At 62.0% G+C, this 13,182-nt stretch carries 12 protein-coding genes; 8 read left to right on the top strand and 4 right to left on the bottom strand.

Annotation, left to right across the window (positions count from 1 at the left end; translation table 11 throughout):
• Positions 1 to 26: 26 nt before the first annotated feature.
• Complete coding sequence (locus tag CLV89_RS06570) at positions 27 to 917, bottom strand: LysR family transcriptional regulator ArgP (RefSeq protein ID WP_106162851.1); 891 nt, start codon at positions 915 to 917, stop codon at positions 27 to 29.
• A 96-nt stretch (positions 918 to 1,013) separates the two neighbouring features.
• Between CLV89_RS06570 and CLV89_RS06565 the strand changes: the two genes are divergently transcribed.
• Together CLV89_RS06565 and CLV89_RS06560 are read left to right on the top strand one after the other, a co-directional pair.
• Entirely contained in the window at positions 1,014 to 1,643 is a 630-nt protein-coding gene (locus CLV89_RS06565; protein WP_106162850.1) for a LysE/ArgO family amino acid transporter, read from the top strand.
• A gap of 94 nt (positions 1,644 to 1,737) precedes the next feature.
• Complete coding sequence (locus CLV89_RS06560) at positions 1,738 to 2,679, top strand: pirin family protein (protein WP_106162849.1); 942 nt, start codon at positions 1,738 to 1,740, stop codon at positions 2,677 to 2,679.
• Here the strand turns inward: CLV89_RS06560 and CLV89_RS06555 are convergent.
• Positions 2,657 to 4,276, bottom strand: coding sequence for an ABC-F family ATP-binding cassette domain-containing protein (locus CLV89_RS06555; RefSeq protein WP_106162848.1), 1,620 nt, complete (start codon positions 4,274 to 4,276; stop codon positions 2,657 to 2,659). The two genes, CLV89_RS06560 and CLV89_RS06555, sit on opposite strands and share 23 nt — an antisense overlap.
• Before the next feature lie 232 nt (positions 4,277 to 4,508).
• On the opposite strand from CLV89_RS06555, the gene CLV89_RS06550 reads away from it, so the two are divergent.
• A complete protein-coding gene (locus CLV89_RS06550) occupies positions 4,509 to 5,432 on the top strand; it encodes a DMT family transporter (RefSeq protein ID WP_110684116.1) in 924 nt (307 codons plus the stop codon).
• Between the two features lie 113 nt (positions 5,433 to 5,545).
• Positions 5,546 to 6,553, top strand: a complete 1,008-nt coding sequence (locus CLV89_RS06545; protein WP_106162847.1) for a DUF1036 domain-containing protein — start codon at positions 5,546 to 5,548, stop codon at positions 6,551 to 6,553.
• Positions 6,554 to 6,584: 31 nt separating this feature from the next.
• On the opposite strand, the gene betI is transcribed toward CLV89_RS06545, so the two are convergent.
• Complete coding sequence (gene betI / locus CLV89_RS06540) at positions 6,585 to 7,175, bottom strand: choline-binding transcriptional repressor BetI (protein ID WP_106162846.1); 591 nt, start codon at positions 7,173 to 7,175, stop codon at positions 6,585 to 6,587.
• A 194-nt stretch (positions 7,176 to 7,369) separates the two neighbouring features.
• On the opposite strand from betI, the gene CLV89_RS06535 reads away from it, so the two are divergent.
• The 3 genes from CLV89_RS06535 (at position 7,370) to betA (ending at position 12,060) form a co-directional block, all read left to right on the top strand.
• Entirely contained in the window at positions 7,370 to 8,578 is a 1,209-nt protein-coding gene (locus tag CLV89_RS06535) for a choline transporter (protein WP_106163100.1), read from the top strand.
• 224 nt (positions 8,579 to 8,802) lie between these two features.
• Entirely contained in the window at positions 8,803 to 10,260 is a 1,458-nt protein-coding gene (betB, locus tag CLV89_RS06530) for a betaine-aldehyde dehydrogenase (protein ID WP_106162845.1), read from the top strand.
• A gap of 144 nt (positions 10,261 to 10,404) precedes the next feature.
• Positions 10,405 to 12,060, top strand: a complete 1,656-nt coding sequence (gene betA, locus CLV89_RS06525) for a choline dehydrogenase (protein ID WP_106163099.1) — start codon at positions 10,405 to 10,407, stop codon at positions 12,058 to 12,060.
• 98 nt (positions 12,061 to 12,158) lie between these two features.
• Here betA and CLV89_RS06520 read toward each other — a convergent pair whose 3' ends face one another.
• A complete protein-coding gene (locus CLV89_RS06520; protein ID WP_243394946.1) occupies positions 12,159 to 12,551 on the bottom strand; it encodes a hypothetical protein in 393 nt (130 codons plus the stop codon).
• 385 nt (positions 12,552 to 12,936) lie between these two features.
• On the opposite strand from CLV89_RS06520, the gene CLV89_RS06515 reads away from it, so the two are divergent.
• Positions 12,937 to 13,176, top strand: coding sequence for an HP1242/YdcH family protein (locus CLV89_RS06515; RefSeq protein ID WP_106162843.1), 240 nt, complete (start codon positions 12,937 to 12,939; stop codon positions 13,174 to 13,176).
• The last annotated feature ends 6 nt before the right edge of the window (positions 13,177 to 13,182 follow it).

The raw sequence follows: 13,182 nt of genomic DNA, 5'->3' as shown, positions 1-13,182 counted from the left end.
GAGCGGCCGGTGGGGTGCGTGCTCGCCTAGGCGTCTACAGGCGTCAGCGTCTTTGCCGCCGCACGGCGCGCGGCTTGGGTGATGTCGCGCAGGGCCGGGGCCATGATCCGGCTCACCTGCCAGTAGAGCGGCGTACCAAGAGTGCTGCCCGGGACCAGTTCCACCAGATCCCCGCGCTCCAGATAGGGGCGGGCCAGTTGCACCGGGTTCATGCCCCAGCCGAGGCCCGCAGTCGCTGCATCCAGAAAGGCCTGTGTCGACGACAGGTAATGGGCGGGCGGCACGACATCCGGGGTCACATGGGTCGTCAGCCAGCGGTGTTGCAGGCGATCCTTGGTGTTGAAGATCATGCAGGGCGCGCGTCCAGCGGCCTCCGGCGTCAGCCCGTCTGCGAACCAGCGCGCCATGAAGGCGGGGCTGGCGGTGGCCACATAATCCAGCTGCCCAAGCGCAAAGGCATCGCAGCCCGCCACCGGGCGTGCCTCGGCGGTCACGGCGGCAGAGACCTCGCCCCGGCGCAACCATTCGGTGCTATGGTCCTGATCGTCGATCACCAGTTCGAACAGCACATCGCCCGCCGCCACCATGGTCTCGACAAACCAGGTGGCAAGGCTGTCGGCGTTCACCGCAACCTTCAGCCGGGCGGGCGTGCTGGTGGTGTCCAGCGAAAGATCCCGGCTCAGCCTTTGCTCCAGCAGGGCGACATCTTCGGCATGTTTGGCGATGCGCAGGCCGGTTTCGGTGCCAGTGCAGGGGCTGGTGCGGTTCACCAGCGGTGTGCCGATCCGATCCTCCAGCGCCTTGATCCGCTGCGAGACGGCCGAAGGCGTCACCCCAAGCAATGCGGCAGCTGCGTCAAAGCTGCCAAGATGGAGGACCGCCGACAACGCGGCCAGTTGAGGGGGATCAAATCGCATTAGCTGTGCTTAATCCAGGTGAGTATCTTTAATTGGATTACCGAAATGCATCGGGGTAGTCAAAGTGACATTGACCCAGAAAGAAAGAGCCACGCCATGTTTTCGCCCCTCGCTGCTGTCGATGCCTTACCGACCCTGATGGCGGGCTTTGGCCTCGCCTTCAGCCTGATTCTGGCCATCGGGGCGCAGAACGCCTTTGTGCTGCGGCAAGGCATCCGGGGCCAGCATGTGCTGCCGGTCGTGCTGACCTGCGCTGTGTCGGACGCGGTGCTGATCACCGCCGGGGTGGCCGGATTTGGCAGGCTCACCACTGCGCTGCCGTGGTTTGAGACCGTGATGCTGATCGGCGGTATTCTGTTTCTGACGTGGTATGGGCTGCGCGCTCTCAAGGCGGCCTGGACGGGCGGTGCCGCGCTCAGAACCGAAGGGCAGGGCACCCAGATGGCGCTCTGGCCCGCAATTCTGACCTGCCTGGCGTTCACGTGGCTCAACCCGCATGTCTATCTGGATACGGTGGTCCTGCTCGGGGCGATCTCGGCGCAATACACGCCGGCGTGGATTTTTGGCCTTGGGGCGGTCACCGCGTCCTTCGTGTTCTTTTTCACGCTAGGCTATGGCGCGCGGCTCCTGGCGCCGGTCTTTGTCCGACCGCGCGCGTGGCAGGTGCTGGATGCGCTGATTGGCGTGGTGATGCTGGCGCTGGCGCTGAAACTCGCCCTGATGTGAGGCCGCGCGCAGGGCCTGTGCAGAACCAACAGGCTGTCAGACGGTCTCGCATGGTCTATCTTGAAAGGCAGAGTTGCGAGGAAAGGACAGGCCCATGAGCTGGAACCCGACACTGGAACCAAAGTGCCCCGATGCGGGCAGCCTCGACAGTATCGAGACGCTGATCATTCCCCGTGCCCGCGATATCGGTGGGTTTGAGGTCCGCCGCGCTTTGCCCGCGCCGCGCCGCCAGATGGTGGGGCCGTTCATTTTCTTCGACCAGATGGGCCCGGCAGAGTTCCTCACCGGCGGCGGCATCGACGTGCGCCCGCATCCGCACATCGGCCTTGGCACCGTGACCTATCTCTATCAGGGCGAGTTTGAGCACCGCGACAGCCTCGGCACCCATCAGATGATCCATCCGGGCGCGGTCAACTGGATGGTGGCCGGCAAGGGCGTCACCCATTCCGAGCGCACCTCGGAGGCCACCCGCAAGGGCCAAAGCAGCCTCTTTGGTATCCAGACATGGATCGCCCTGCCGGAAAACAAGGAAGACATGGCGCCGGTGTTTGAACACCACGGCAAGGAGGCGCTGCCGTATCTGACGGGTGAGGGCAAGGAGGTGCGCCTGATCCTCGGCACCGCCTGGGGAGAAACCGCGCCCGTTACCATGCAGTCAGAAGCCTTCTATGCGGATGTGATCCTTGAGGCGGGCGCCAAGCTGCCGATGCCCGACAATCATGAGGACCGCGGGCTTTATATCACGCAGGGTGCGGTAGAGGTGGCGGGTCAGACCTTTGAGACCGGCCAGATGATGGTGTTTCGCCCCGGCGATGCCATCACCGTCACCGCCGGGCCCGAGGGCGCGCGGCTGATGGCGCTGGGCGGCGAGACCATGGGCGGCCCCCGCCATATCTGGTGGAACTTCGTCGCTTCCTCGAAAGAAAAGATCGAAGAGGCGAAACAGGCCTGGGCGCGCGGCGATTTTGCCAATAACCCGCGCTTTCATCTGCCGCCGGGGGATGACAGCGAATTCATTCCGTTGCCAGACCGCTGAGGCCCTTGTCCGAAAGCGAAATGCGGCGGGTCAGGTTGATGCGCTCCAGAAACGGCTGGTCGTGGCTCACCACCATCAGCGCCCCGGTGTAAGCTCGCAATCCGGCCTCCAGTGCCTCAGTCGCGTCCAGATCTAAATGGTTCGTGGGCTCGTCCAACACCAACAGCTGCGGCGGGGAGGGCTGTCCCAAAGTGCAGGCCAACCCCGCCCGCAGCCGCTGTCCACTGCTGAGGGCCCCGGCCTTGCGGTCACCGTCGCCCGCCCGGAAGCGAAACCGGGCCAGCGCCGCGCGGGCGTCGGTTGCGGTGGCCTCCGGGTTCAGGCGGTGGTAATTTTCCGCCAATGTCTCATCCTGCGCCAGAAGGCTGACGTGTTGATCCAGCAGCACCGGATCCACGGTCAAGGCGATGTCTCCCGCAGTTGGCACCAACTGGCCAAGGATCACCGACAGCAATGTCGACTTGCCACAGCCGTTGGGACCGGTGAGGGCGATCCGCTCCGGGCCGGTGATCTCCAGCGAAACATCCCGCAGGACCGGTGCAGCCTCGGCATATCCCGCCGTCACATTCGCCATTTGCAGCACCCGTCGCGTGGCCGATAGGCCGGTGTCGGCGATCTCCATCCGGATCGGTTCCAGCACCTCGATCCGCGCCCGGGCCTCCGTCAGCGCGTCCTCGGCAGTCGCAAGACGGTCTTCATGCAGCCGCGCCGCTGCCCCTTTGGAGGCCTCGGCCCGTTCCTTTGCCTTGTCGAGCAACATCTTGGGCTGACTGCCCGAGGCCCGCGCGGCCTTGCCCGCCTTGTCGCGCCGTGCCTTGCGCTCTGTCGCCTCCTGCACCCGACGACCGAGCTGCTTGCGGGTTTTCTCGGCCTCCGCCAGATCATGATGCGCCGCCGCCAGCGCCGCGTCCCGCTCAATCCTGAAACTGCTATAGGGACCGGTGTAGCGCGTCGCGCCAAGCGCGGTCAGTTCGACAATGGCGTCCATCTCCTCGAGGATATCGCGGTCATGGCTGACCACCAGCGCGGTCCCGCGCCAGGTCCGAAGGATCTCACGCACCGCCGCGCGCCCCTCGATGTCGAGCGTATTTGTCGGCTCGTCCAGCAATAGGATGTCGGGGGACTGAAACAGCAATGCGGCCAGCGCCGCGCGCGTGCGCTGGCCACCGGACAGGCCGGCCAGCGTGGCCTCCGGCGCAATCTGCAAGCCGCAGGTCGCAAGGGCGGTCGCCATGCGGGCGGGCAGGCTCCAGTCGGCCTCGGCTAGATCCGTGGTGGTGGCCGTGCCTGCGTCCGCCCGGTTCAGCAGGTCCAGATCCGGGGCGACGCCAAACAGCTCTGCCAGACTCCGCGTCTCATCAGAGGCCACGTCCTGTTGCATCCACCCCAATGACCCGGTGGTGATGACCCGCCCCGACGCGGGGCGCAGCCTCCCTGCGATCAGGCGCAGCAGGGTCGTCTTGCCGGTGCCATTGCGACCGACGATCCCGGTGCGTCCGGGGCCGAATGAGAGGGAGAGATCGTCGAAAAGCGGCCGGGCGTCAGGCGCGGACCAGCAGAGGCTTTCGAGAATGACGGAGGCGGAGGGAGACGGCATGATAAAGAACCACGTGCAGCGACACAAAAAGGGCGAGTGCGGCAAGGGTCTGGATCATGGATGCGGTCTTCCTCTGTTACCTATCCCTCAAACATAGAGAGCCTGGAGCCAATGGCAAGGGGGCGACCGGTCAGGGCGGGCCGCTTGTACCCGTGACGCGGACGTAAAAGGGGTACAATATTTCACAAGTGAAGGGTTGTCTTGCCCCAGCAATGGGTGTCTGTTTTGCGCCATGACCGATGCAACGACCCTGACAAGCGAGCCGACCTCCAACCCTCTGCGTGGTGTCTTCTGGATGCTGGTGACGGGGCTCAACTTCGTGGCGGTGACGGCGCTTGTGAAATACATGGGGCCGCGCATTCCGCCAGCCGAGAGCGCCTTTCTCCGCTACCTCCTGGGGCTGGTGTTCCTGATCCCGATGATCGGCTCGCTCAGGGCGGTGAACTGGACGCGGCAATTGCACGGGCTTTTTGCGATGCGGGGCGCGGTGCATGCGCTTGGGGTCATCATGTGGTTCTTTGCCATGACGCGCATCCCATTGGCCGAGGTTACGGCGATGAATTACCTCTCGCCGGTCTATGTCACGCTGGGGGCCGCGCTCTTCATGGGCGAAAAACTGGCGTTTCGCCGCATCGCGGCCATCGCGGTGGCGCTGCTGGGCGTGGTGGTGATCCTGCGTCCCGGCTTTCGCGAGGTCTCGCCGGGCCATTTGGCGATGCTGGTCACCGGATTTGCCTTCGGCCTGTCCTATCTTCTGGCCAAGACCATGGTCGGGCGGACAAATCCTACCGTGGTGGTGGCGATGCTGTCGCTCTGGGTGACCCTTGGCCTCGCGCCCTTTGCGCTGATGAATTGGGTCACGCCGACACTGGCGGAGCTGGGTCTGCTGTTCTTGGTCGCCTGTTTTGCAACCGCCGGCCACTACACCATGACGCTGGCCTTTGCCGCCGCGCCCCTGACGGTCACGCAGCCGGTGACCTTCCTGCAGCTGATCTGGGCGACGCTTCTCGGGGCGCTGGCCTTTGGCGAAGGGGTCGATGCCTGGGTGGTTCTCGGCGGCACCATGATCCTCGCGGCCGTCACCTTCATCACCTGGCGTGAGGCAATGCTGAAGCGGCGCACGGTCACGCCAGCGCCATATGCGATGAAATCCTGACCGGGCGAGGTCTGGCCAATTCGCAATTTTGAAATATTTCGCGCTCCGCCTGTCGTCAGGGCGTTACACTTGTGTGATACGCCTGACTGCGGAAATACGAAGTCAGTGGTGCCATGCTTCATCATCTCTTGAGACGGCTACTCTGGCTGGTGCCCGCTCTGGCGGTGTCTTCCGGCGCGCAGGCGGCATTGGATGTTTGCAACGACACCGCTGCCAGTCACAACGTCGCCATTGGCTATGAGAGTGAGCAGGGCTGGATCTCGGAAGGGTGGTGGCAAGTGCCCGCAGATGGCTGTGCGCGCGTTGTCTCCGGCGATTTGCCGCGCCGCTTCTATTACCTCCGGGTTGAGACCGAAGGCTGGGGGTTTCTCGACGACAAACTGGGATTTTGCGTTGATGACAAGGCCTTTGCCATTGTGGACGACGACAATTGCGCCCGGCGGGGATATCGGCAGGAAGAGTTCGCCCGCATCGACACGGGACCGGACACACCAGATTTCACATATGCCCTGAGCGCCAACCTGAAACGCGATTTCCTCAACTCCGCCCCAAGTGCTGCATCATCGCAGCTCAGGCATATCGCTGTGTTTCAGGGCTGTTTGCGCGAAGTGGACCCCTACGTGAGTTTCTGCACCTTCATCGGCGAAGGGCGGCGGTTCGTGGTCTATGATGACGGTCGGACACCAGATGCGCTGCTGAAGCAGATGCATTCGCTCCGGCAGGGGCGGAGCGTCGCGCTGACGGGCCAGCGTGAAGATGTGTTTGATACCACGTCGGAATTGATCCTCAGCAACATCGAAGTGCTGCCGATGGACCGCTTTGATCGTCTGTTGGCACGGCTTCAGGGCCGCTGGCAATCGGTCGATGACCCCAATGACAGCTTTCGCGTGACCGGCGCAGAGCGCGTGAACACCTATGCCGGTGCGGAAACATCAGTGGAGTATATCTCGATCCAGACGCAATGCGCCGGCAGTAAAGACGAACAGGGGATGTATCTGTTCACCTGGGACCGCAATGCCGGGACCAGCCTGTGCTATCGCATTGCACAGGCGTCCGACGAACAGCTGTCGCTGGTCTATCTGCCGATCGGGACCCAGCTGACCTATCGGCGCGAGAGTTGAGGGAGGGCAGGGGCCTGCGCCGGGTGGCGGTTCAGGCGACCAGCTCTCGAGAGGTGACCAGATCCACCACCCGATGCGCGGCGCGGCGGGCGCTGGCGCTGTCGAGCGGGTCGTCCGACTGCGCCGCCTGAAGCCAGACACCATCCATATAGCTTTGCAGCGCCAGGCGTGCGGTTTCGATCTGGTCGGCGGGGACAAGCTGGCTCAGCTCGGCCACAAAGTGGCTCCGCACGCGCGAGCGGTTGATGCGGTGCAGGCGGGCCAGTTTTGACGAATAGGGCGCGCTGGCCCAGAACTGCATCCAGATGCTGCATTGCGGCACAGTGAAGAGCGAATCTGAGAAGTTCGCATCCATCAACGCATAGAGCCGTTCGTGTGGCGATTCGGCCTGTCCGTAGCCCGCCACCATGGCATAGCGCAGCTTGCGCAACAGATGCCGCATGGTGGCCTCCATCAGCCCTTCCTTGGAGCCGAAGTAATAGCTGATCGAAGCGGCGGATGTGCCAGCTTCCTGCGCGATTTCCGCCATTGTTACAGTGCCATAACCCCGTTTGTGAACGGTGACGATGGTGGCTTCAATCAGTTCTTCGTTGCGGATGTCGCGGATGCGTTTTCGTGCCATGAAATAAGAGTGCGTCAGCCCGGATGAGTGTTCAAAAATTGGCGTCCAAAAACCAAAACTTGAATGACCATTCAAAATTTGGTTAGGTTATGCAGACCCTGATTATCACGATCACGGTCTCCAACAACAATAACATCGCCCCGCCGGGACGCCAGTGTGTGTTCCTGCGACCAATTCACTGGGAGGTGAAATTCATGACCTATTTGATCTCAGCAGGTATTCTTCTGGCGTTCGCGCTGGTGGCATTCTGCGTCATCAAGTGGTGGAACCTGGAGGTGGTCGGCGTCACTCCCGTGCCGCTGTTCACGTTCATCGCAATCCTGTTTACATCCGGTCTCGACGTGGGGCTGATCATGTTCCCGCTGGCCTGGGACTTCCCGCTTTATGCGGATGTGGAAAACAATCCCGCCTATGGGTTCACCAACCCGCTGGCGCTGGAGTTCGGTTTCTGGGGCTTCTTGATCTGGGGCTTCTACTTCCTGACCACCTTCTATTTCTGCGTCATCGAACCGCGGGTGAAGTTCTTCGAGATCCCGGTGGTCAAGTGGATCAACAACATCGTCATCATCGGCACCTGTGCCTTCACCGGCGCATTGTTCCTGATCTATCTGCCCTATTACGCCACCTTCATGGGCGACGGCGAGACGGTGATCCCGGCCTTCTATGTCATCACCTTCCTGGTGATCCTGTTTGCCGCCTTCTCCTCGACCGACATCAAATACGTGCGCATCCTGTCGCTGGGCTCCACCGGCCTGTTCATGGTGCTGATCCTGGGCATGTGGGCCTATTCCGGAATGGGTCTGGGTGAGTTTGCGGGCACCGCCGGCAACATCGGCGGCTATTTCTCCAATATTCACAAGTTCGTGCTGCCGCTCACCGATTACCACGAATTCTACCTGTTCTGGTGGTTCGCCTGGTCGATCATGATCGGTCAGTTCACCTCGCGCTTTGTCGGCGGTCTGAAGACCTGGCAAGTGCTGGCCGCGCTGCTGATATTCCCGTCGATCCCGCTCGGCGTGTGGTTCTCGGTGCTGTACTACTACCACCTGAACGAGATCCCGACGACGCTGTTCATCAATGTCTCGATGATGGTTGTGGGCGTTGTCTTCGTGATCAACTCGTTTGACTCGCTGATCCGCCTCTATACCGACAACCTGAACCTCACCACCAAACGCTTTGGCAAGCTGCCCTATGTGCTGGGCAACGCCGTTGTGCTCTTTGCGCTGACCGTCGCCTTCCAGAGCCAGTGGCTGCAGATTCAGTGGATCGGTGCCGTGGTGATCGGGCTCTACGTGAGCTGCCTGATCTACATCTTCGCGGTCAAGCGCAACGAGGTCATGGCCATCGAGGCCAGCCCGGATGAGAACGATCTCGATTTCTCCAAGATCGAAGCCGTGCACTAAGACGCACCTCGGTGTCGCCCTGCCTGTGCCCGCAGGCCGGGCGGCACCACCCCGGGTCCGCTACCGACCCATGCACGATCGACGCCGCCTGCGCCCATCCTGCATGTGCCGGTCCCCGAAAAACCGCACAGCTTCGTGCTCCGCATCTGCGGGCACGAAGAATTCCACACCTTCCCGCGCCCTGCGGGACACCACGCTGACCTGAGAAGGAAAGAGGCGAGACCATGACACATCCGGCCCAGCCCAAAGCCAGCCATTTCATCAATGGCGAATATATCGAAGACACCTCCGGCACCCCGATCCCGGTGATCTATGCCGCCACTGGCGAAGAGATCGCCCGCGTGTATGCTGCCACCCCCGCCATCGTCGATCAGGCGCTGGCGTCTGCGCAGGCGGCACAGAAGATCTGGGCGAAGATGTCCGGCACCGAGCGTGGCCGGGTGCTGCGCCGCGCCGCCGACATCATGCGCGAGCGCAACCATGATCTGTCGGTGCTGGAGACTTATGACACCGGCAAGCCGTTGCAGGAAACTCTGGTGGCAGACGCCACCTCGGGCGCTGATGCGCTGGAGTATTTCGGTGGTCTGGCGGCAAGCCTGACGGGCGAACATATCCAGCTGGGCGACGATTGGGTCTATACCATCCGCGAACCGCTGGGGCTCTGCGTCGGCATCGGCGCCTGGAACTACCCCACGCAGATCGCCTGCTGGAAAGGCGCGCCTGCATTGGCCTGTGGCAACTCGATGGTGTTCAAACCCTCCGAGACCACGCCGCTCTGCGCGCTGAAAGTGGCTGAGATCCTGATCGAGGCCGGTGCGCCTGCGGGGCTGTACAACGTCATTCAGGGCATGGGCGAAGTGGGCGCTTCTCTGGTCACTGATCCGCGCGTCGACAAGGTCTCGCTCACCGGCTCTGTGCCGACCGGCAAGAAAGTCTATGCCGCTGCCGCCGAAGGCATGAAGCATGTGACCATGGAGTTGGGCGGTAAATCCCCGATGCTGGTGTTTGAGGACGCCGACATCGAAAGCGCCATCTCCGGCGCGATCAACGGCAACTTCTACTCCTCCGGTCAGGTCTGCTCCAACGGCACGCGGGTATTTGTGCACAAGGACATCAAGGAAACCTTCCTCGCCCGTCTGGCCGAGCGCACAGCGACCGCCAAGCTGGGCGACCCGATGGATGAAGAGGTGAACTTCGGCCCGATGGTGACCGAAAACCAGATGAACATCGTGCTGGGCTATATCGAGAAGGGCAAGGCAGAGGGCGCACGGCTGATCTGCGGCGGTGCGCGCGCCGAGATGGACGGCTACTACGTGCAGCCCACCGTCTTTGCCGATGTCACCGACGATATGACCATCGCCCGCGAGGAGATCTTTGGCCCCGTCATGTGTGTGCTCGACTTCGAAACCGAAGAAGAGGTGATCGCGCGCGCCAATGACACCGAGTTTGGCCTGTCCGCCGGTGTCTTCACCAAGGATTTCACCCGCGCCCACAGGGTGATCGGTCAGCTGGAAGCGGGCAGCTGCTTCATCAATTCCTACAATGACGCGCCGGTCGAGGCGCCGTTTGGCGGTGTGAAGGCCTCTGGCGTGGGGCGTGAAAACTCCAAGGAGGCGATCAAGCACTTCAGCCAAGTGAAGTCGGTCTATGTGCGCATGGGCGATTGCGAAGCAGCCTTCTGAGGTCTGCACCTAAACGATAGGGCGCGTCCTTTTGGGCGACGCCCACCCACCCACCCCGTCGCCCAAAAGGACGCGCGGGACCAGAGAAGCTATGCCTTTTGGTCAGCCCCGACGGGTCGGCCCTGTGACAGGAGAATGGACGCGATGAACGCGGATTACGTGATTGTTGGGGCCGGCAGCGCAGGCTGCGCCATGGCTTACCGTCTGAGCGAGGCGGGGAAATCGGTGCTGGTGATCGAACATGGCGGCACCGATGCAGGCCCGTTCATCCAGATGCCGGGCGCCTTGAGCTACCCGATGAACATGGCGATGTATGACTGGGGTTACAAATCCCAGCCCGAGCCGCATCTGGGTGGGCGCGAGTTGGTCACGCCGCGTGGTAAGGTCGTGGGGGGCTCGTCCTCGATCAACGGCATGGTTTATGTGCGCGGTCACGCCGGCGATTATAACCACTGGGCCGAAAGCGGCGCGACAGGCTGGTCCTATGCCGACGTGCTGCCCTATTTCAAACGCATGGAAACCTGGGACGACCGCGGCCATGGCGGCGATCCCGACTGGCGCGGCAAAGATGGCCCGCTGCATGTCACCCGCGGCCCCCGCGACAACCCGCTGCATGATGCCTTTGTGAAGGCCGGGCAGCAGGCGGGCTATCCGGTCACCAAGGACTACAATGGTGAGCAGCAGGAGGGCTTCGGCCCGATGGAGATGACGGTCCACAAGGGCCGCCGCTGGTCTGCCGCCAACGCCTATCTGAAGCCCGCCCTGAAGCGCGACAATTGCACCATGATCCGGGCGCTGGCCCGGAAGGTGGTGATCGAGGAGGGCCGCGCCGTTGGTGTCGAGGTCGAGCGCCGTGGCCAGATCGAGGTGATCCGTGCGGATGTGGAGGTGATCCTCGCAGCCTCCTCGCTGAATTCGCCGAAACTCCTGATGCTCTCGGGCATTGGCCCCGCCGCGCATCTGGCCGAACACGGCATCGAGGTGATCGCAGATCGCCCCGGCGTTGGGCAAAACCTGCAGGACCACCTGGAGTTCTACTTCCAGTTCGCCTCCAAGCTGCCGATCACGCTCTATAAATACTGGAACCTCTTCGGCAAGGCGCTGGTCGGCGCGCAGTGGCTGTTTACCAAAACCGGGCTGGGGGCCTCCAACCAGTTCGAAAGTGCGGCCTTTATCCGTTCCGACAAAGGGATAGACTACCCGGACATTCAGTATCACTTCTTGCCCATCGCAGTGCGCTACGACGGTCAGGTCGCTGCCGAGGGGCACGGGTTCCAGGCCCATGTCGGCCCGATGCGCTCCGCCTCGCGCGGTGAGGTCACCCTGGCCAGCGCCGATCCCAATGCCGCGCCGAAGATCCTGTTCAACTACATGTCGACCGAGCAGGACTGGATCGATTTCCGCAAATGCGTGCGCCTGACGCGCGAGGTCTTTGCTCAGGACGCGATGAAGCCCTACCTCAAGCATGAGATCCAGCCCGGCACCGACCTGCAAACCGATGAGGAGATCGACGGTTTTCTGCGCGAACATGTCGAAAGCGCCTATCACCCCTGCGGTACGTGCAAGATGGGCGCGGTGGATGACCCGATGGCCGTGGTTGACCCCGAATGCCGGGTGATCGGCGTCGAGGGGCTGCGGGTGGCGGATAGTTCGATCTTCCCGCGCATCACCAATGGCAACCTCAACGGTCCCTCGATCATGACCGGCGAGAAAGCCTCCGATCATATCCTGGGGCGCCGTCTGCCGTCCTCAAATGCAGAGCCTTGGTTCAATCCGGATTGGGAGACCTCGCAGCGCTGAACCCTGCACTGTTGGTCACGCCTAGCCGCCCCCTGCATTTGCGGCGGGGCGGTTTTTTATGGACATGTCTGAAATTCATGTTGGTCGGTGAGCGAGATTTAGTTGCCGTTGGGCGAAATGGCCCGAAGTTCTGTCACGACCCCTCTTGCCACGATTTGGCCCCCTTCATAGCAATTGAATTTCAGACCAACCGATATCCGTTTCCGGTGGTAGTACACCATTTCTCTCACCAGGATGTGCATCCGAGCCTTGTATGTTCCTACAAGCGGGATGCCCTTCTGAATAGGTGCGCCTTCGGTATCCAGAAAATTTGGCCAAATCATGTAGATTTCTGCATCCAGATAGCGCTCTCGCTCTAGAGGATTGTCTTCTGCATAGCCGAAATCCCAGCGAATGTAGTTGTGTGGAGGCGCCCGGCGCCCTCGCTGCTCTTCGGTAAGGATCGTAATCTCAGCTTCGAAGTCAGGCTCGGTCAAATACAGGTCTGTCATGGAAGAAATGGCTCGCATATTCCGAGCCAGCGAACAATGCTTTGTGGCAGTGAAGGGCTCAAAGCAGACCAGCCTGATTTGAAGGCTATCCCTTGATTCCCTTCCCTGTGCCCAATCTGAGAGCTGCTCCGTGTCGGAGTGGGGTGGAGCAGGTGAGCAGTTCCTCACACGGTTCTAAACCTCTGCCACCCTACGGCACACAATGTTGCAGCGCTTCAAATCGGGCGCTGGTGCGGGACCTTGACTAGAGGGCCGGATATCGCGGCGATGCCGGCCGCACGTCATTCGGGGGTTTTGAATTCCTCCAAAACTTGATCCCGGTCAAAGTGTGCCTGCGAGTCATCTTCTAAGCTCTTGTCAAACAACACAGACAAGGAGCGAACAGATGTCGCATACCCCGCATGAACTGGCCGAGGAATTCCCCGAAAAAGCCGCGCTGATCAGCGATCTGAAGCAGTCGGACGCTCATTTTGCAAAGCTGGCGGATGAATACCACGACGTGAACCGCGCCGTGCACCGCGCCGAAACCAATGTGGAGCCGGTCTCGGAGCAGGCCGAGAGCGAGCTGCGCAAGACACGCGCGACGCTCAAGGATGAGATCTGGGGGATCCTGTCCAAGGCGTGAGGGCCG

The sequence above is a fragment of the Tritonibacter scottomollicae genome (assembly GCF_003003215.1).
GTDB classification, from domain to species: Bacteria; Pseudomonadota; Alphaproteobacteria; order Rhodobacterales; family Rhodobacteraceae; genus Epibacterium; species Epibacterium scottomollicae.
This window is presented reverse-complemented; position numbering and strand designations above follow the sequence as displayed.